This is a genomic window from Acinetobacter dispersus, from assembly GCF_009884975.1.
Classification (GTDB): domain Bacteria; phylum Pseudomonadota; class Gammaproteobacteria; order Pseudomonadales; family Moraxellaceae; genus Acinetobacter; species Acinetobacter dispersus.
In genome coordinates this window covers 3,175,833-3,193,452 of the sequence record NZ_CP041970.1, presented here as the reverse complement: position 1 = coordinate 3,193,452, position 17,620 = coordinate 3,175,833, and the positions used below count along the sequence as shown (strand labels likewise).

At 40.2% G+C, this 17,620-nt stretch carries 19 protein-coding genes; 8 read left to right on the top strand and 11 right to left on the bottom strand.

The window, feature by feature from the left end; genetic code table 11:
• Positions 1 to 91: 91 nt before the first annotated feature.
• Entirely contained in the window at positions 92 to 919 is an 828-nt protein-coding gene (locus tag FPL17_RS14695; protein WP_004657060.1) for an SDR family NAD(P)-dependent oxidoreductase, read from the bottom strand.
• A 300-nt stretch (positions 920 to 1,219) separates the two neighbouring features.
• Here FPL17_RS14695 and FPL17_RS14690 point away from each other — a divergent pair, with 300 nt between their 5' ends.
• The 4 genes from FPL17_RS14690 to FPL17_RS14675 all read left to right on the top strand — a co-directional run bounded on the left by FPL17_RS14690 (position 1,220) and on the right by FPL17_RS14675 (position 4,804).
• The gene (locus FPL17_RS14690) at positions 1,220 to 1,897 is read left to right on the top strand and encodes a TetR/AcrR family transcriptional regulator (protein WP_159885803.1); all 678 of its coding nucleotides are present in this window, start codon (positions 1,220 to 1,222) and stop codon (positions 1,895 to 1,897) included.
• A gap of 251 nt (positions 1,898 to 2,148) precedes the next feature.
• Positions 2,149 to 2,859, top strand: coding sequence for a phosphate regulon transcriptional regulator PhoB (gene phoB / locus FPL17_RS14685; RefSeq protein ID WP_004803505.1), 711 nt, complete (start codon positions 2,149 to 2,151; stop codon positions 2,857 to 2,859).
• Between the two features lie 9 nt (positions 2,860 to 2,868).
• Positions 2,869 to 4,227 carry a phosphate regulon sensor histidine kinase PhoR gene (phoR, locus tag FPL17_RS14680; protein ID WP_151715387.1) on the top strand — a complete coding sequence of 453 codons (1,359 nt, stop codon included), beginning with the start codon at positions 2,869 to 2,871 and terminating at the stop codon, positions 4,225 to 4,227.
• Between the two features lie 109 nt (positions 4,228 to 4,336).
• Positions 4,337 to 4,804, top strand: coding sequence for a DUF2147 domain-containing protein (locus FPL17_RS14675; RefSeq protein WP_159885801.1), 468 nt, complete (start codon positions 4,337 to 4,339; stop codon positions 4,802 to 4,804).
• A gap of 96 nt (positions 4,805 to 4,900) precedes the next feature.
• Here the strand turns inward: FPL17_RS14675 and FPL17_RS14670 are convergent, their stop codons facing one another.
• Entirely contained in the window at positions 4,901 to 5,353 is a 453-nt protein-coding gene (locus FPL17_RS14670) for a PACE efflux transporter (RefSeq protein WP_159885799.1), read from the bottom strand.
• Positions 5,354 to 5,447: 94 nt separating this feature from the next.
• Between FPL17_RS14670 and FPL17_RS14665 the strand changes: the two genes are divergently transcribed.
• Positions 5,448 to 6,341 carry a LysR family transcriptional regulator gene (locus FPL17_RS14665; RefSeq protein WP_159885797.1) on the top strand — a complete coding sequence of 298 codons (894 nt, stop codon included), beginning with the start codon at positions 5,448 to 5,450 and terminating at the stop codon, positions 6,339 to 6,341.
• Positions 6,342 to 6,606: 265 nt separating this feature from the next.
• Here the strand turns inward: FPL17_RS14665 and FPL17_RS19075 are convergent, their stop codons facing one another.
• The gene (locus tag FPL17_RS19075) at positions 6,607 to 6,732 is read right to left on the bottom strand and encodes a hypothetical protein (protein ID WP_004803494.1); all 126 of its coding nucleotides are present in this window, start codon (positions 6,730 to 6,732) and stop codon (positions 6,607 to 6,609) included.
• Positions 6,733 to 6,828: 96 nt separating this feature from the next.
• Here FPL17_RS19075 and FPL17_RS14660 point away from each other — a divergent pair, with 96 nt between their 5' ends.
• The gene (locus FPL17_RS14660; RefSeq protein WP_159885795.1) at positions 6,829 to 7,734 is read left to right on the top strand and encodes a LysR family transcriptional regulator; all 906 of its coding nucleotides are present in this window, start codon (positions 6,829 to 6,831) and stop codon (positions 7,732 to 7,734) included.
• A gap of 248 nt (positions 7,735 to 7,982) precedes the next feature.
• Here the strand turns inward: FPL17_RS14660 and FPL17_RS14655 are convergent, their stop codons facing one another.
• Positions 7,983 to 8,792 carry a PhzF family phenazine biosynthesis protein gene (locus tag FPL17_RS14655; RefSeq protein WP_159885793.1) on the bottom strand — a complete coding sequence of 270 codons (810 nt, stop codon included), beginning with the start codon at positions 8,790 to 8,792 and terminating at the stop codon, positions 7,983 to 7,985.
• 200 nt (positions 8,793 to 8,992) lie between these two features.
• Here FPL17_RS14655 and FPL17_RS14650 point away from each other — a divergent pair, with 200 nt between their 5' ends.
• On the top strand, positions 8,993 to 9,598 hold the full coding sequence (locus FPL17_RS14650; protein WP_159885791.1) for a LysE family translocator: 606 nt from the start codon (positions 8,993 to 8,995) through the stop codon (positions 9,596 to 9,598).
• On the opposite strand, the gene FPL17_RS14645 is transcribed toward FPL17_RS14650, so the two are convergent.
• From FPL17_RS14645 to FPL17_RS14620, 6 genes are all read right to left on the bottom strand, one after another.
• On the bottom strand, positions 9,579 to 10,475 hold the full coding sequence (locus tag FPL17_RS14645; RefSeq protein WP_005317252.1) for a LysR family transcriptional regulator: 897 nt from the start codon (positions 10,473 to 10,475) through the stop codon (positions 9,579 to 9,581). The genes FPL17_RS14650 and FPL17_RS14645 overlap by 20 nt on opposite strands.
• Positions 10,476 to 10,832: 357 nt before the next feature.
• A complete protein-coding gene (gene asd / locus FPL17_RS14640; protein WP_159885789.1) occupies positions 10,833 to 11,684 on the bottom strand; it encodes an archaetidylserine decarboxylase in 852 nt (283 codons plus the stop codon).
• Positions 11,681 to 12,529 (bottom strand): sulfurtransferase, encoded by an 849-nt coding sequence (locus FPL17_RS14635; RefSeq protein ID WP_159885787.1) that lies wholly within the window; start codon positions 12,527 to 12,529, stop codon positions 11,681 to 11,683. The genes asd and FPL17_RS14635 overlap by 4 nt, the downstream gene beginning before the upstream one ends.
• A 374-nt stretch (positions 12,530 to 12,903) precedes the next feature.
• Entirely contained in the window at positions 12,904 to 14,121 is a 1,218-nt protein-coding gene (gene pncB / locus FPL17_RS14630) for a nicotinate phosphoribosyltransferase (protein WP_159885785.1), read from the bottom strand.
• Positions 14,122 to 14,264: 143 nt separating this feature from the next.
• A complete protein-coding gene (locus FPL17_RS14625; protein ID WP_159885783.1) occupies positions 14,265 to 14,750 on the bottom strand; it encodes an ankyrin repeat domain-containing protein in 486 nt (161 codons plus the stop codon).
• A gap of 130 nt (positions 14,751 to 14,880) precedes the next feature.
• Positions 14,881 to 16,404: a catalase gene (locus tag FPL17_RS14620; protein WP_159885781.1), complete on the bottom strand. Its 1,524-nt coding sequence runs from the start codon at positions 16,402 to 16,404 to the stop codon at positions 14,881 to 14,883.
• 195 nt (positions 16,405 to 16,599) lie between these two features.
• On the opposite strand from FPL17_RS14620, the gene dtd reads away from it, so the two are divergent.
• Positions 16,600 to 17,040, top strand: a complete 441-nt coding sequence (gene dtd / locus FPL17_RS14615) for a D-aminoacyl-tRNA deacylase (protein WP_005186058.1) — start codon at positions 16,600 to 16,602, stop codon at positions 17,038 to 17,040.
• A gap of 46 nt (positions 17,041 to 17,086) precedes the next feature.
• Here the strand turns inward: dtd and FPL17_RS14610 are convergent, their stop codons facing one another.
• Complete coding sequence (locus FPL17_RS14610) at positions 17,087 to 17,566, bottom strand: hypothetical protein (protein ID WP_005186060.1); 480 nt, start codon at positions 17,564 to 17,566, stop codon at positions 17,087 to 17,089.
• Between the last annotated feature and the right edge of the window lie 54 nt (positions 17,567 to 17,620).

Below are 17,620 nucleotides of genomic sequence, written 5' to 3'. Positions count from 1 at the left end.
ATTCAACCGAACTCAGATTGTTTAAAATCTGCTTGTTCTGACAGATATAAAAAAGCCATTCACAGAGAATGGCTTTTTTTATGCTGATGACTTACATCATCTTGGTTGCAAGCGCTGCAATACGTTGATAACCCGTCGGGAATAAACGCTGGAACGAATCCACGATACGTGCATCAGTACCAATCAATAAACGGCGTTTATCTTTCAATACTGCATTTAAAATTTGACGAGCTGCTTCTTCTGGTGGGGTGCGCAGGAACTTGTCAAATTGCTTGATTGATTTGTTTGGGTCCATGCCCAAGCTCTTCAAACTGTCATTCATTTTCGCTGCTTTGGCGATATTGGTACGAATCCCGCCTGGATGTACGCAGAGTGAGCTGACACCGCCCTTCTCGATATCCAATTCCTGACGTAATGATTCAGTAAAACCGCGTACCGCAAATTTAGTTGCGTTATACGCCGATTGCGTTGGTTGCGAGGTTAAACCAAAAATACTGGAGATATTGATGATATGACCATCTTTGGTTTGTTTGATGAATGGCAGGAATTCTTTGGTGCCATAGACCACACCCCAGAAATTAATCCCAACGATCCACTCTAAATCTTCATAGCTTGCGCCTTCGACAGTTGAGCCAAGTGCTACGCCTGCGTTATTAAAGATCAAATTGACTGAACCATGATCCTGTACAGTCTCTTGCGCCCACTGTTTCACCGCATCACGGTTTGAAACATCGAGGACTTTGGTGGTCACTGTTACCGGATACTGTTTCACTAATTCAACAGTTTGCGTCAGGCCTTTTTCATTGATATCACTCAACGATAAATGACAGCCTTGTTTCGCCAATAAAACTGCCAATTGTTGTCCAATCCCAGAACCTGCACCGGTGATCGCTGCGACTTTATTTTTAAAATTTTTCATTGCCTATCCTTTGTACTGCGAATGATACGCACATATTCGCTCAGACCATGTGCTGTTTAACCTGTAACCAATATAATTTTGACAATACGTGTTGTCAATATAGTACACTCTAGCTTTAAGACAAATGGCAATAACCAACATCCTACATGTCATAATAGGCCTATTTACATTTCATGACTGATGATGTTTAAAAGAGACAAGGCATATTTTCAAAATTTGGTTATGCTAGTCAGCACAACATAGTTGAAATGCAAATATTAGACACACGATTTAAAGACTTTTTAGGGAACGGTTTTCTCAATGGCAACTCAAGATCAAGCGACAAGCAAGAAAAAGAATACAGAAGCGAAAGAACGACAATTTAAAGGTCTTTCTTTAACCGAGCGCAAAGAAGCACGTCGTGAAAAATTGATTGAAGCAGGTATTGCAACCTACGGCACACAAGGCTTTTTCTCGGTTACCGTCAAAGATGTCTGTAATGAAGCCAAGCTGACTGAACGCTATTTTTATGAATCTTTTAAGAAAAGCGAAGAACTGTTTCAAACCGTGTTCTTAAAAATGATTGAAAAAATGCAAACCGGCTTAACCCAAGCTGTTCTGATGGCTGCGCCAGAACCGAAGAATATGGTGAATGCTGGCCTCTCTGCATTACTGAATGCCATTAAAGATGATCCTCGTATGGCACGAATTATTTATATTGATGCGATGCTGGTGCAAGATCTGCATAATCAAGCCACCATTCAAGAGACTTTGACCCAGTTCGATCGTATCATTCAAGGCTTTGTGATGATCACCATGCCGAATGCGCCACAAAGTGCTGAAGAAGTCTCGCTCATGGCAACGGGCTTAAATGGTTATGTCACGCATATTATTATTCGTTGGGTCTCGGAAGGCTTCAAACAGCCTTTGGAAGATGTTTTGTCAGCCTGCTGTGCTGTCTTTTTGTCTTTTATCGAAACCACCTCGCAAAAAAATTAAAATCGTTTTACAGTTTTGTGACACGCAAAGCTGTTAAACTACACATTAGTTAAGCAAATGAATTTATTTGCTTTATTGCTAAGCAGATTGTCATAAATTCGTCACCATGCTGCCCTACGATTGTCACAATTTATTGCTAAATTCGACTTTATTAATTCTTTTGCAATGATATTGTCATAATTAATCTTTGTAATAAGCCTGTCATAACAACAAAACGGTTAAACCGTTACAGATTTTAAGGGTATTGCGCTGTGAAAGATGACTATATTTTAATTGTCGATGATGAGCTACCGATCCGCGAAATGATCCATACCTCTTTAGATATGGCAGGCTTCCAATGTTTACAAGCAGAGGATGCCAAACAAGCGCATCAGATTATCGTTGATCAGCGTCCTGCGCTTATTTTGCTGGATTGGATGCTACCGGGTGGTGTGAGTGGTGTAGATTTATGCCGCCGCCTCAAACGCGATGAAAACTTGGCCGAGATTCCTGTAATCATGCTGACTGCACGTGGCGAAGAAGACCATAAAGTACAAGGTCTTGATGCGGGTGCAGACGATTATATGACCAAGCCATTTTCAACCCGTGAACTGGTGTCGCGTATCAAAGCGGTATTACGTCGTGCCAATGCATTGAGCGGTGAGAAAGTGATTGATGCCAATGGCTTATTACTTGATCCTGTCAGCCAGCGCGTGAGTTTCGGCAACAGTATTTTAGAGATGGGTCCAACTGAATATCGTTTATTGGCCTTCTTTATGACCCATCCCGAGCGCGCCTATACGCGTGCTCAACTCCTAGATCAAGTCTGGGGTGGCAATGTCTATATCGAAGACCGTACCATTGATGTGCATATTCGTCGTTTACGCAAAGTGTTAGAGCCTTTTGGTGTCGACCGTTTTGTACAAACCGTTCGTGGCACAGGTTATCGCTTCTCGACACGAGCAGATTTAGCAGTAGGTTAAAAATCCTTTATGTATGAACCTTATCCCGTCCCTGAACTGGCACGTGAACACCAACGTTTTCGCTACAGCAGTTTGTGGACCTTTGCAAAGCAAGATTTAAGACTGTTACTTTTTTTCTTATTGATTGCGAGCTTAGTCGGATTCGGGGTGGGATACTTCTGGAGCTGTATTTTTGTCGCCTTTGTGCTGTTTTTCATGCTACAGCTCCGCTCGCTTTATCTGGTCAATGAATGGATTTCCAATCGCCCTTATGATGTCCCCCCAAATCTGAATGGGATCTGGGGTGCATTACTGTTCAATGTCTACCGTGCACAACGCCAAGAACGGATTGTTCAAGCCGAAATGGTGGGTTTAATTGATCGCGCGCAATCCTCTTTGGTGGCATTGGCCGAAGCCGTAGTCTTAATTGATGATCAACATCAAATCGAATGGTGGAACCCTGCTGCTGAAAAGCTGTTAGGGATCAGCCCCTTGGATCGTGGTCGCAATTTATTGTCGATTTTGCGCCAACCCAGTTTTATTGAATATTTTAACCACAGTGATCAATCTCCTGATGGTATCCGCCTGCAAGCACAGATGGATGAAGAACGTTATGTGCAAGTCAAACTGACCCGCTTCGGCGGCGAAAGTCGTCTATTGGTCGCTTATGACACCACGCGAGTACACAACCTCGAGCAAATGCGTAAAGACTTTGTTGATAATATTTCACATGAATTACGTACACCGCTTACCGTACTCAGTGGTTATATCGAAACCTTTATTGATCAAGATGACATTACCCCGCGCTGGAAACGTGCTTTCACGCAAATGCAGTCGCAAACCAAGCGTATGAATGCTTTGGTTAATGATTTATTGTTGCTATCTAATTTAGAAAATAATAAAAAAGTCGCGAAAAATCAGATTATTGATATGGCCAATCTGATGAATCAAATCTTTGATGATGCTCGCGCCTACAATCTCGATTATGGTCATACCTTGAATCTGGATATTGATAGCCATTGCGACCTGATCGGTTCCGATATCGAAATTGCCAGTGCATTCAGCAACTTAATCACCAATGCGATTAAATACACCCCTGCTGGCGGTATTATCACCATTGGCTGGCATGAAGATGGTGATCATGCGTACTTCACCGTACAGGATAATGGGATCGGGATTAACCCAAAACATTTGCCGCGTCTAACAGAACGTTTCTACCGTGTCGATAGCGCACGTAGCCGTCAAACAGGTGGAACTGGACTTGGATTGGCAATTGTGAAACACGTGTTAATGCAACACGGAGCGCATTTGGAAATTACCTCTAAAGAAAATGAAGGCTCGACCTTTACCGCAGTGTTCCCGAAAGAACGCTTATATCGCATGATTTAAACCTGAAGGGAACTGCCAAGTTCCCTTAAATATGATGTGATCATTCCACTAAAACAATATAATAAATTGTTGTTTCATTTCATTATTTCTATTTTTTGATGCCATGCTCATGCTAAATACTTCTTTTCTTCGCACTTGTGTTCTATTACTTGGGCTCAATACGCCTTTGGCGATTCACGCTGCTCCGACAGATCCACTGATTGGTACTTGGAAAGTCGTGGATGAGCGTACGGGGTCGTACCTGTCTGATATCGTGATTCGCAAACATTCTGCAATCGAGCAATACAGTGCGGTGATTGTCAAAATGTATCCTTCTGCCAAGGAGGCTGCGCCAACCTTATGTACAGCATGTACGGGTGCTTTAAAAAATCAGCAGATTATCGGCATGGAAGTCCTAACCGGTCTAAAGATGTTGAATCAAAATGAGGAATTTGGACAAGGCGTTTGGCTCAATCCTTATGATGGCCATAAATACAACCTGAGTGCACGTTTAAGCAAAACAGGCAAAATGCTGAGTATCAATGCCAAAAACCCAAGCAATAATAGTTTCCGTAATATGACCTGGATTCGACTTTAATGATTTAAATTCAGTCACAGTAATAATTTATATTTCACATAAAAAAGAGTGCAATTTATGCACTCTTTTTTATAAATTTAACCATAAAACTGTAGATTAAGAGCTGGTTTTGGCACTCAGCGCTGCTGGCTCAACCAAATGGCTGGGTAAACCAAAAATATGATCAAAAAAGTAATTATAAACAAAGGTATAACATGGAATCAGCACCATCAAACTAAAATCGAGCAAGAAGGCTTTGACTAAGCTGATCTGCATCCACCAGGCAATCAGGGGAATCAAAATCATCACCAAGACAATTTGAAAGCCAATGGCATGTGCCAAACGTCTGAGTACCGTACGTTTTTTTGATGTCTGCTTCTTTTCCCACATCTCAAATACATAGTTATAAAAGAAATTGACCGTCACTGCGATCACAGCAATCAAGATCGACAAAGGCCCTGTATGGCTGATGGTCGTGCCTGAAAGCACCGCCAATACCATCGCACAGATAAAAAAGCTCAAAACTTCATAGAAAAATACGTAAGTGACTCTTCTCTTGGTTCCTTGCATGACCACACCTTAAAATCAATAATGAGTGGATTTTACGCTTTAAATTTGATAAAAAAAGTCAATCGTCATCAGATTTACTGACAAGGGAATGACCATGAAACTCAATAGCGAACAGCTTGAACTGATTCTTGAAATTATTGATCGTGGTAATTTTTCCGCAGCGGCGCGCGCCCTAAATCGAGTCCCTTCCGCGGTCAGCATGGCGATTGCCAACCTAGAAGCAGAGTTAAATTTAAAATTATTTGAACGTAGTAAAAATCATCTCGCCCCGACAGAAGTCGCGCTTTCAATCGAACCACATGCCCGACTGATTGTGACCAAATTACGTCAGCTCGACCTGCATCTGACTGAACTTTCAACGGGACTCGAGACCAGTCTCTGTATTGGTATCGCCGCAGATGTGAATCAAAAGTTTTTATTGGCAGGGATTGAACAGTTGATTCAACGCTATCCTTTGTTAAATATTGAAATAGTCAGTGCACCACAACAAGAGCTCAAAACACGGCTACACCGTAACGAGATCGATCTGTATATCGCGTATAGCTCATCACAACTCGATAACAATGAACGCTTCCGCTTGCTTGGGATGGAACAATTCGTTGCTGCGGTTTCCCCTACAGATGCGAAACAGCTCAAAGCACATAATAAAAATGAACTCACCATGTTATCTGAACTCAGACAGATTATTGTTGCAAGCAAACATTACCCTCTACCTGATAGTCGAGTATTGGTCTCAGATTCTTATTGGTACAGCGATAATTTATCCATGGCAATTGATATGGTGGAACAAGGTCTCGGTTGGGGTAATTTTCCGCTTTCCGTAGTGCAAACACATTTTGCCAAACACAGTTTGGTGCGCTTAGCCTTTCTCGATACCACCAATGGGCTGGATATGCCGATTCATGCGATTTGGCCGGCTTATAAGCCGCTGAGTAAGTCGATGCAGCTTTTGATTGAACTGTGGGAAAAACAAATCCATCGCGCATAAAAAAAGCCCAACATCCAAGTCGGGCTTTTTCGTATTCCTTTCACTAGATATAACTCCTGTCATATCTCACGTCCTGATGCGCAAACTTATCATTCTTGTTTTATGTTTTGGAACTTCCTGTTCCTGATGAACTCATATTAGGCAATTCAGCCTTGGTAGAAAATGGGACATTGCCCCTAATCAATGTAAGAAAAAGCGTACACTGCTGAGCTTTCTCATCCTTTAAAAAGTCAGTTATTATATGGAACTGGGTACGGAAAACTTATCAATCTCCCAATAAATCAATAGTCTGCTCTGTCTTCATCACACCCATATACTGATCGTAGCTTTGCGCCAGTAAACAAATCACTACAGCAGCAATCAAGGTCAACATCTTGTTTTTCATTGTCATGTTCAGCTACCTAAATTAAGGATCTATAAAAAAGGTATAAGATTTCTTCCATCTAATCTAATATAGAAAAAACAAGCAATGATCTAATTTTGAGATATGTGGACATTCAAACAATTCAATTATCTAATCACGATTGTTGAAACTGGCGGCTTTATTGCTGCCTCGGAAAAGCTATTTATTGCTCAATCGGCCCTAAGCAGACAAATTAAAAATTTAGAAGAAGAAATCGGTTTTGAAATTTTTGATCGATCTGAGAAGAAAATTAGACTCACACCTGCAGGTGAAGCACTATATAAAAGTTTAAAAACCAATATCGATCATTTAAAAAGTTCCATTGTTAGTGCCCAAAGTATCAGCCGTGGTGAAGGTCGAATCATTAAAATTGCCCATTCCAGTAGTATTGTGTTGGATCAAAACAAGTTGGAAATCTTTGAGCAGCTCTGTGATATCCATAACATTGATATCGAAATGAACACCCTATCCTCTGAATTACAGCTCGAATATTTGTTGAATGGGACAATTGATCTGGGTTTTATTCGTCCCCCGATTTATCATAATTTAAATGATATCAATTCGATCAGTTTATACATGGCCCCCTTATATGTTGCTGCCCATATCGCAGACCCTTTATTAAGTGAAAAAGAAAGTATATCGATCCGTGAATTAGAGCCATTAAATTTTGTTTCTGTACCGCATAAAGCCCGTGGTGGCTTAAGCTATTTGGCAGCCAATTTATGTTTGGTTAATGGTTTTAGTCCCAAAAGAACCAGAATCTATTCGAGGAAAAGGTCTCAACTGGAACTGGTAGCCAATGGTTTTGGCGTGTGTATTGTACCCGAAGAATTTAAAGTGATTTTGCCTAGCAATGTCAGACTGATTCCAATTCAGGACGAGAATACCCTCAGTGAAGTGAAGCTCATCTGGAAAAAGGATGATGATCTAATCGTTGAGCGTTGTGCAGCATCGATTCATGCCTATTACAGTGCCAAACAAATAAACTAAAGAATTGACTGTGTTTCAGCTCAAATGAAAAAAAGCCCGACATCCTGTCGGGCTTTTTCGTATTCCTTTCACTAGATACAACTCCTGTCATATCTCACGTCCTGATGCACAAACTTATCATTCTTGTTTTATGTTTTGGAACTTCCTGTTCCTCATGAGTCAATATTAGGCAATTCAGCCTTGGCTGAAAATGGGACATTGCCCCTAATCGATGTAAGCAAAAACGTACATGGTTTTTAGTTTATTAATTAAATGAAAATTTCACCTTCTAGATATAAGCGACACTCGCCTGCGATTTCAATTCGATCATTTTCAAGTAACTTACAATGCAGCACACCACCTCGTTTTGAAGCCTGATAAGCGACAATATTTTCTTTTTTAAGTAATGGCTGCCACAGTGGTATCAGTGACGTATGTAATGAACCTGTGACAGGATCTTCATCAATTCCCATAGATGGCGTAAAGTAACGGGAAATGATATCAAACCGAGCAAGTCTTTCATTTATAGCATCATTTAGTGTGGTGATTGCAACACGACGCCCACCGAGTTTTTTAATCAAATCAAAATTAGGACATTCATTTAAAACAGCCTGCGTATTGGGATAGACCACAATATAGGCCTGTGGATTGATATACACTTCAGTAATTTCTTGAGACAGGCTGTCTTTTAATGTTTTGGGAATCGTCTCCAAGCGATCTGGCGTTTGTATCGGAAAGTTCATTTTGATCTGGTCCTTTTCACCACGAGTAATAAAAAACTCACCTAAATGCGCAACATGAAAGACCAATGACTCAATTTCAGGCTGATTTCTAAAAATAATAAAACTGGTCGCTAATGTGCCATAACCACAAAACTGTACTTCTTTTACGGGTGAAAACCATTTAATTTCATAATTTTGATCATCAATTTTTCTAGCAAAACTGGTTTCAGACAAATTATTTTCTAATGCAATATTCTGCATAATATGATCATCTAACCACTGCTCTAGTAAGACAACTGCAGCAGGATTTCCTTTAAATAATTGATTACTGAATGCATCTACTTGGTAAATTTTCATTATTTCTAACAGCTATAATTTTTAGATAAGATACTCAATTGATTAGCCAAATAATGTTTATTTTTTGATAAATAAAATGCATTACCTTTTAGCTTTAAACCTCCAAAAAATCAAAATCTGCTTTTGATAAAACCAGACTAATCTTATTTAAACCACGCTGTATCATCTGCTTTTAAGATTGATCTCAAAAGACCATAACAATGCAGTTTTCCATTCTTTTAAGTATGTTTATTTTCTCATTCACGATGTCCATCTCACCGGGACCCATCAATATTTCCATTCTCTCATCCAGCTTAATGCATGGATTTAAAAAAACACTGCCCTTTATTTCAGGTGCAAGCATTGGTTTTAGTTTACTGCTTATATTTTTAGGTTTTGGGATATCTAAAACCATCATGCATTACCCTACATTTTTCATGATCATTGAAATTTTAGGCAGCTTATTTATTTTTTATATCGGGCAAAAAATAATATGTTCAAAAGCAGAAGTTGAAATATCAAACAATATTGCAGCAGCCAATTTTATAGATGGGTTTCTCTTACAGTGGCTCAATCCCAAAGCATGGATTGCCTGCCTCTCTGGTATCTCATTATTTTCTTCCCACGTGAGTTATCATCCCTTGATTCTGTTTACTCTCATCTATTTCATTACCTGCTATATCTGTTTAATGCTTTGGGGAATTTCTGGGCATAAACTCGCTAAAATATTAACCAACTCACGCCAGCTCAAAATCCTGAATACCATAATGGGTGGGTCGTTAATCATTCTATCAAGCTACATGCTCATTAAACTATTTTGGAGTTAAATGATTGATAAATTCGCTCAATCAAAGCATGTGCAATACTATTGATTGGAATATTGGCAGGCCAAACCGCATACACACTCAATGGCTCAAGTGTCCAATTCGGTAGAACTTTCACAATATTTTGCTGTTCAAGATCAGCTTGGATTAATTCATCAGGAGGCGCTGCCAACCCTGCATTTAATTTTGCCAATCGATACGCGGCTTCAACATTATTCACATAAATATGAGGCTGATAGGAAATTTCGACTTCCTCACCTGTGTGTTGATGCCGCAATATTCTTTTATTTTTTCTCATACTCAAACCAATCCATTTCATATTGATCAGCTCTTTAGGATGAGTAATGGATTGCTGTTGGCTTAAAAATTCAGGTGTTGCAACAATACTTCGGGCTAAAGGAAATAAATAGCGAGCTTTAAATGAACTATCTGGAAGCTCACCAATTCGAACAGCAATATCCACATTCTCAGCGATCAAATCTGTCCGACTATCATCACAAGTAATATGCACAGTTAAGTCCTGATATGCCTCACAAAATGTCGTGATACAGCGCATCAACTCACTGTGAATAAAAACCGCAGGAATAGAAATATGCAGCTGTGTCTTTCTAAGAATAGAACGTTGCTTAAAATCTAAAATACCTGATTCATAGGTTTCCAACATGACTTGGGCGGTATCTAAAAGTTTTTGACCATCATGAGTTAAGGTCATTTTCCGTGTATTTCGATAAAATAAGGCACATTCCAAATTCTTTTCTAACTTGGCTAAATGCATACTCACTGTCGTGGTAGATAAGCCTAATGCTTTAGCACCTTTTGAAATTGAACCAAACTCTGCAATTTTTGCAAAAATAATTAAATATCTTATATCTTCAATCATATGTTTGATCTACCGAAGATGAGTCCATACACAGCAATCGTAATTAATCAGAAATAGCGGTATTTCTTTTATAACGGATATACAGATTTAAACTGGATAATATCCCTGCAAAAATACAATACAGTATAAAAATAGTCATATTGATCAATGGTCGATCCAAAAAATAATTACTGAATATCGTTGCAAAAGTAAGCATTCCTAAAAATTCAAAAAATGAGAGTTGTGGTATTAAAAATTTCATCATTATTTGCCTTTATTTTAAATTATCTAAGACTATTTCACGTCATACAAAATATATAAGAATTAAACTCTAAATAAAAAGCCCCAATTTTGGAGCTTTTTAAAATCACATCTAAATTAAACCGAATGACCTAAACGCTCACCCATCACCACCGTCGAATTGGCTTTAAACTGCTCTTCCCAAACCATTTTATCTTTTTCAAATAAAACCACAGCGGTTGAACCTAAATAGAAACGACCTAACTCTGCACCTTTATCCAATTTCATTTGGTGATGCTGCAATTCAACTTTGCCAGATGGTTTTACCTTGCCTGTGGCAACCGTTTCAATCCCAGCCACAATCATGGCACCAATTAGAACGACCGCCATACGCCCCAGTTCGGTATCAAACAAGCACACCATACGTTCATTACGTGCAAACAAGCCCGGTACATTTTCAGCCGTGGTTTGATTGACTGAGAACAACTCACCTGGAATATATAAGGTTTCGGTCAATGTCCCCGCCAATGGCATATGGACGCGGTGATAATCTTTCGGCGATAAATACACGGTAGCGAATTGACCATCAATAAATGGTTTCGCCAGCTGCGGATCACCAATCAATTTTTCAGCAGAAAAGCTTTGGCCTTTGGCTTGAAAAATATCACCCGCTTCGATTTTACCCAGTTGCGAAATCGCACCATCCGCAGGACAAACAATGCTATCCGCTTGCTCATCAATACCACGGACACCATCTTTCAATGCACGGGTAAAAAATTCGTTGAAAGATTTATAGTGTTGCGCATTGCTTTGTTCAGCAATGCTCATATCAATTCCGTATTTTGCTTTGAACGCTTGAATCACAGCAGTTTTTACCAAAAGATTTTCACTTGCGGCAACCTTACCCACAACACGGCTGAGTTGATGTTGCGGCACAAGATTCTGTGCTTTGATAAATAATTGTTTTTTTAAATCTGCTGCAAAACTCAAGACGGTGACTCCCCTGAAATAATAGGACTATCGAGGCGATTGCCCCATTCACTCCACGCACCATCGTAGGCCCTAACTTGCCAGTTGAGCAATCTTGCCAAAATATACGCCAAGCCAGAACGGTGATGAGACTGACAGTACACCACCACAGGTTGTTGTAAATTAAAGCCTAATTGTTCTAAACGTTGTTGTGTGCGTTCAAGCGGGTGTAATTTTAGATGATTTTCACGGTTTAGGGCAGTACTCCATTCAAAATGCAGTGCATTTGGGATGTGACCGCCGCGTCGCGCAGCAAGGCGTAAGCCTGTATATTCCTCGTTGGTACGGCAATCCCAGAGCTGAATATTGTCTTGTTCGACCTGTTGTAACAATTCGTGATATTCAATTCGATGCTGTTGTACCGTGTCTAAATCGATCTGGAATAGATCCGCAACAGGCTTTACGGGATCAACTTCAGCTGTGGTCGGCAAACCTGCCCCCAACCAGCCATGAATGCCACCATTAATCAAACTGGTGCGGTTAAAACCAAGGCAATGTAAATTCCAGATTAAACGCCCTGCCCAAGCCCCACCTTCATCATCATAAACCACGACATGATGCTGAGGTGAAATATTTAATTTTTCGATTAAGGCTTGTAAACCTGCTAAATCAGGTAGTACCCCATTGGCTTGTTCTTGTTGTGCAACCAAGTATTTAGGTTGTAAATGAATCGCATGAGGAATATGCAATTGTTCATATACCGAAGCTCGGCTTAAATCGACAATACGAATCAACTCGCTGCCTAAATAAGGCACCAGTTGTTCAGGTTCAATCAGTAAACCCAGTTTAAAATCTACGTCAGTCATGGTTATGCTGTTTTATCATCCGCATTGGGGATGATATTAACATAGCCGACTTTTTATCTTTGTCTGATTTTTTGCATTCATTTAGCAGAAAAGTAGATATACCGTCTGACGAATATGCATAATGCTTTTGAGATTTAATATAAGCTATCCCATGAAATTGGATACTCGAAAACGTCATCCACAACCTGCGAAATATCTACAAGATATTGTTTCTGCGAAATATAAAATAGAAGAAGGAAATGAACAGGTTTTGTGGATGACAATGGTTTTGCCTACTTTTCCCGAAAGAAAAGTAGGTCGAACCGAAGGTTGAACTTAATATTTAAAAAATGCCCAGTAAGATACCGCCATCACCATCCTCTAAACTTGTTTGCTTAGACGCTAACTTCGTTCTCTTCAATATCAAACACCTGACGCAAGTACGCTAAGAAGGTATCATTATCCGTCATGGTCTTACCCGGACTATCTGAAATCTTCGCCACCGACTGACGATTACACTCCACCAATTTCAACACAATATTCAACGGCTTCTGCCCCATATCATTGGTCAAATTGGTGCCAATCCCAAAACTTACTTGGAAACGATCTTTAAAATACTGATGCAATGACCATGCTTTTTCTAAATTCAAACCATCACTAAAAGTTAACATCTTGGTCTTGGTATCAATCTTGAGTTTGCGATAATGTGCGAAAGCCTTATCACCCCATTCATACGGGTCACCACTATCATGACGCAAACCATCAAATAACTTGGCAAAATACAAATCGAAATCACGCAAAAAGGCATCCATTCCCACCACATCGGTCAAAGCAATACCTAAATCACCACGATACTCTTGTACCCATGCTTCCAAAGCAGCTTTCTGAAAATTACGCAAACGCACATCAAGTGCTTGAAAAGCCTGTAAGAATTCATGTGCCATGGTACCAATCGGGCTAATCCCTAATTGCTTTGCCAACAGCACATTACTGGTGCCTCGGAATACTTTAGGTGCAGCGGCCTGAAAGGCTTGCACCACATGTTTTTGCCACTCAAAACTATAGCGACGACGAGTGCCAAAATCAGACACTAAAAATGGTGGGTCATTTTCTTGTTGTTCTTGCTCATATTGTTGCAACTGTACCAGCTTTTGCTGCAATCGTCGCTCACCTTCAACCCAAACCTCATCATTACGGATACGGCTGAAATACAACTCATTGACGATCGCCAAGACAAAAATCTCAAACATCATCGCCTGAACCATCGGGCCTTCAATGCGAATATCTAAACGCCCAGCCTCATCAATACTGGCTTGAATAAAACGACGTTTAAGTTGGAACAATTCCAGATAATCAACAAAATCACTTTTAATAAAACGCAATGAACGCAAATACTGCAATTCATCTTCTGCAAAACGCAGTTCACACAGCAAATCCAGCTGCTGATTCAAATCATCCAAAATTTCAACCAATGGATAAGCCGTATCTTCTAAATTACGACAGCGGAATAAATAAACACTATGCGTTTGCGGAAACTGATGTAACACCACCTGTAGCATGGTGAATTTATATAAGTCGGTATCCAGTAAAGATTGAATAATTGGTGTAGACATGACTGAATTAGGATCTATTCTATTTCAAGCATTAAAGCATACTTTTACGCAGAAATGAGTCTGTCTACGACGATGGATATTGTTCTCGAAATCATTTGATTCAGCGTCTTTTAGAATTCAATAGCTTAGAGTAATAGCAAAGCTTAGTTGGATAGCTCAGCCTGAATCTGTTTTAAACGTTGCTGTTGTCCAAATTGAATCGCGAACTGTTCAGCAGTGAGCTGTCCAGTTTTCTCTGCATTAATGTCACAGTCGACCTGACGTAATTGTTTAGCAATACTCCATTCAGCTTTGACAATCGCCCCCATTAAAGCGGTATGTCCACGTTTGTCTCGTAGACAACGATTGGCATTGTGTTGCAACAATGTTTTTACTGCATCTTTCTGCCCATAATAACTCGCCATCATCAATGCGCTATAACCAGAATGATCTTGAATATCAACGGGGAACCCGTGCTTTAAAAACTCTTGCAAGACCTCGATATTGCCGACTTTGGCTGCGGAGAAAAATAGCTCAACCACCTCCTCTGATCCTTTGTCTGTGACAGACGGTGTGTCTGTATTGGCAGAAACAGAGAAACTGCCACAAAGTAAGCTGATCGTAAATAATAAAGACCGAAAATGAAGCATTATTCACATCCAATTAAAAGCCTAAAAAGGAATGCCTGTAACACTCGCCCTAGGTGCAGGAAAGGCTATTGAGGTTACAGGACTTTCTGGGGGTAACATTCAGGCACCTGTTACCACATCATGAAAACGTTTATTCGTCTTTTAGTTGAGATGCTTTGGCCTGTACATTTTTTAGATTCACATTTAGCACTTTGGCAAGACGTGTCCCATAATCGGCATCGGCCTTATAAAAGTAAGACAGCATAATGGTCTTGGTTTCGATGTCTTTTACTGCTCCTAAATCTGCAGCAAGATTACGAATCAAGTCATTCTTTTCAACAGCTGAATAGCTACGGTATAACTCTCCCGCTTGCTTGAAGGGTTGTTGTTTCTGAATCGCATGCTGCATCACTGTTCCTTGTAAAGGCGTAGCAACTGCACGTGCAATCTCAGTGGATGGTTTAGGCTCAATCGTACTTGGCTCATAATTGACATGTGACTCAGTTTGTCCCATGTTCATAAAGCCTTCTTGGTTGTTGTTATTCACCGCGACATGTGGACGATTTACTGGAATCTGCTGATGGTTCGCACCTAGACGGTATAACTGTGTATCCGAATAGGAGAAGATACGACCTTGCAATAAACGGTCTTCCGATGGCTCAATCCCAGGAATTAAGTTACCTGGAGCAAATGCCGATTGTTCTGTTTCCTGAAAGAAGTTTTTCGGCATACGATTCAGGGTCAAGGTTCCGACTTTCACTTCAGGAACTAGATCATTTGGCCATATTTTGGTTGCATCTAATGGATTAAAATCAAATTTGTCCAGATCTTTTGGATCAAGTACCTGAATGTATAAGTCCCATTTCGGATAGTTTCCGGCATAGACATTTTTATACATATCATTGGTCAAGTGGCTCCAGTCACGGCCTTGTACTTCTCGTACCTGATCCAGATTCAGACCTTTCACGCCTTGTTTCGAACGCCAGTTAAATTTGACGTACTTATACTCACCTTTGTCGTTGTATAACTTGAATGCATGCACGCCAAAGCCATCCAGTGTACGGTAGCTTTCAGGTGTGCCTAAATTTGAATAGACATAGGTCAACATATTGATTGACCAAGGTTGAGTCTTCAAAAAGTCAAAAATACGGTTCGGATCTTGGACATTGGTGACTGGATCTGGCTTCATTGCGTGGACAAAATCAGGAAACTTGATCGCGTCTCGGATAAAGAATACGGGTAGGTTATTGCCGACCAAATCCCAATTCCCTTGCTGCGTATAGAATTTCACTGCAAAACCATGTGGATCACGTGCGGTTTCTGGTGAACCTTTAGGATGAATTACCGTTGAAAAGCGAACAAAAACAGGGGTTGTGGTACCTGCCTTAAACATAGAAGCGACTGTTAAATCAGACAAATCTTTTGTTGCGACGAAATCACCGTATACGCCTGTACCACGTGCATGTACTACACGCTCAGGAATACGTTCACGGCCAAAGCGTTGTAATTTTTGAATCAGTTGTACATCTTGCAGTAGCGTTGCGCCATTCGCACCGGCTGTCATGGAGTTTTGATTGTCACCTACAGGTGCACCGTTGTCTTTTGTTAAAGGTGCTGCATACGCGGTGCCAAGCGTTGCGGCCATTATCGTAAATAAAAAAGTTCGCTTAAACATGCTATTAAATCCAAAATCTAAATACCTTTCCTGCACGGGGACTATACAAAGATTTAAACAATAGATAAAAAAGATAATTTTAATGAAGTAAATCGAAAAATAAGATTAAGGCCAACCAATCATCTTGCTGGGGTCGGTGTAGAACAACCAAATCTGTTAGACTGTTGCGCTGATTCAATACCGATCTTCATTTTTATGCGCGCATTAATTCAACGTGTCCTCGAAGCCAAAGTTGTGGTTGAGGGCGAAACTACAGGTGAGATTCAACACGGTTTACTGGTATTTTTAGGTCTAGGCAAAGAAGATACATTAGAAAAAGGCCAAAAGCTGATTGATAAGATTTTGAAGTATCGTATTTTTGATGATGAGCAAGGCAAAATGGGCTGGAATGTTAGCCAAGCCAATGGTGGGGTTTTATTGGTTTCACAATTTACCTTGATGGCACAAACTCAAAAAGGCCTACGTCCTGACTTTGGACCCGCCATGCCTCCAGCAGAAGCCAAAGCCCTATATGAACAATTGGTTGAATATGCACAACAACAATTCGACCATGTGCAAACAGGTATTTTTGCAGCGGATATGAAAGTTCATTTAATCAATGATGGACCAGTCACTTTCAATTTAGAGATTGAATAATTCTAGGCAATAAAAAACTCCCGATTTGGGAGTTTTTTATGTCAGCTTATTTGCCAGTTTTTTCTTTAATAAAGGCACGTGCTTGACGAATTTTTTCTTTGACTGGTTTTGGTACTTTAGGTGGGATCAACTTCGCCGCTTGGTTAAACCAAACTAGCAGGCTAAAGTCACCTTCCATTTTGATGCTGCCATCTTGCATACCGGTCATAAATGCAGTTGGGTCGCCTTTTAGCAACGTTTTTACACCTTGCTCACTCGATGCAAATTGTAAAATAAAATCAGCTTTTTCTGGGCTACCAGCCACTGTCTCGATCTTGCCACGGTTCACAATGATCTGACGTGCCAAACCTAAATCTGTACCAATCTGAATACGAAATTCACGGTCATGAACCAATTCAATAAACTTTGGGCTCGTACGTGCCAATTGCTTCATACGTAACGCCAAACCTGCCACTAATAAATCAAGTGGATCAGTGCTTACATCAACGATAGGTAACTTAACCACAGGTAAAGAAGAAAGCTTCATGACATTTATGCCTACAGTATTATGATGAAAATTAAGACAACCGTATCCTAGCAC

Bases quoted from the DNA above. Each gene is read 5' to 3' on its own strand.
- FPL17_RS14620 (WP_159885781.1), bottom strand. From the start codon at position 16,404: ATGTTTAAGCGAACTTTTTTATTTACGATAATGGCCGCAACGCTTGGC.
- FPL17_RS14660 (WP_159885795.1), top strand. From the start codon at position 6,829: ATGTGGACATTCAAACAATTCAATTATCTAATCACGATTGTTGAAACT.
- pncB (WP_159885785.1), bottom strand. From the start codon at position 14,121: ATGTCTACACCAATTATTCAATCTTTACTGGATACCGACTTATATAAA.
- FPL17_RS14665 (WP_159885797.1), top strand. From the start codon at position 5,448: ATGAAACTCAATAGCGAACAGCTTGAACTGATTCTTGAAATTATTGAT.
- FPL17_RS14610 (WP_005186060.1), bottom strand. From the start codon at position 17,566: ATGAAGCTTTCTTCTTTACCTGTGGTTAAGTTACCTATCGTTGATGTA.
- FPL17_RS14690 (WP_159885803.1), top strand. From the start codon at position 1,220: ATGGCAACTCAAGATCAAGCGACAAGCAAGAAAAAGAATACAGAAGCG.
- FPL17_RS14655 (WP_159885793.1), bottom strand. From the start codon at position 8,792: ATGAAAATTTACCAAGTAGATGCATTCAGTAATCAATTATTTAAAGGA.
- FPL17_RS14695 (WP_004657060.1), bottom strand. From the start codon at position 919: ATGAAAAATTTTAAAAATAAAGTCGCAGCGATCACCGGTGCAGGTTCT.
- phoR (WP_151715387.1), top strand. From the start codon at position 2,869: ATGTATGAACCTTATCCCGTCCCTGAACTGGCACGTGAACACCAACGT.
- FPL17_RS14675 (WP_159885801.1), top strand. From the start codon at position 4,337: ATGCTAAATACTTCTTTTCTTCGCACTTGTGTTCTATTACTTGGGCTC.
- dtd (WP_005186058.1), top strand. From the start codon at position 16,600: ATGCGCGCATTAATTCAACGTGTCCTCGAAGCCAAAGTTGTGGTTGAG.
- FPL17_RS14650 (WP_159885791.1), top strand. From the start codon at position 8,993: ATGCAGTTTTCCATTCTTTTAAGTATGTTTATTTTCTCATTCACGATG.
- FPL17_RS14670 (WP_159885799.1), bottom strand. From the start codon at position 5,353: ATGCAAGGAACCAAGAGAAGAGTCACTTACGTATTTTTCTATGAAGTT.
- FPL17_RS14645 (WP_005317252.1), bottom strand. From the start codon at position 10,475: ATGATTGAAGATATAAGATATTTAATTATTTTTGCAAAAATTGCAGAG.
- FPL17_RS14635 (WP_159885787.1), bottom strand. From the start codon at position 12,529: ATGACTGACGTAGATTTTAAACTGGGTTTACTGATTGAACCTGAACAA.
- FPL17_RS19075 (WP_004803494.1), bottom strand. From the start codon at position 6,732: ATGACAATGAAAAACAAGATGTTGACCTTGATTGCTGCTGTAGTGATT.
- FPL17_RS14625 (WP_159885783.1), bottom strand. From the start codon at position 14,750: ATGCTTCATTTTCGGTCTTTATTATTTACGATCAGCTTACTTTGTGGC.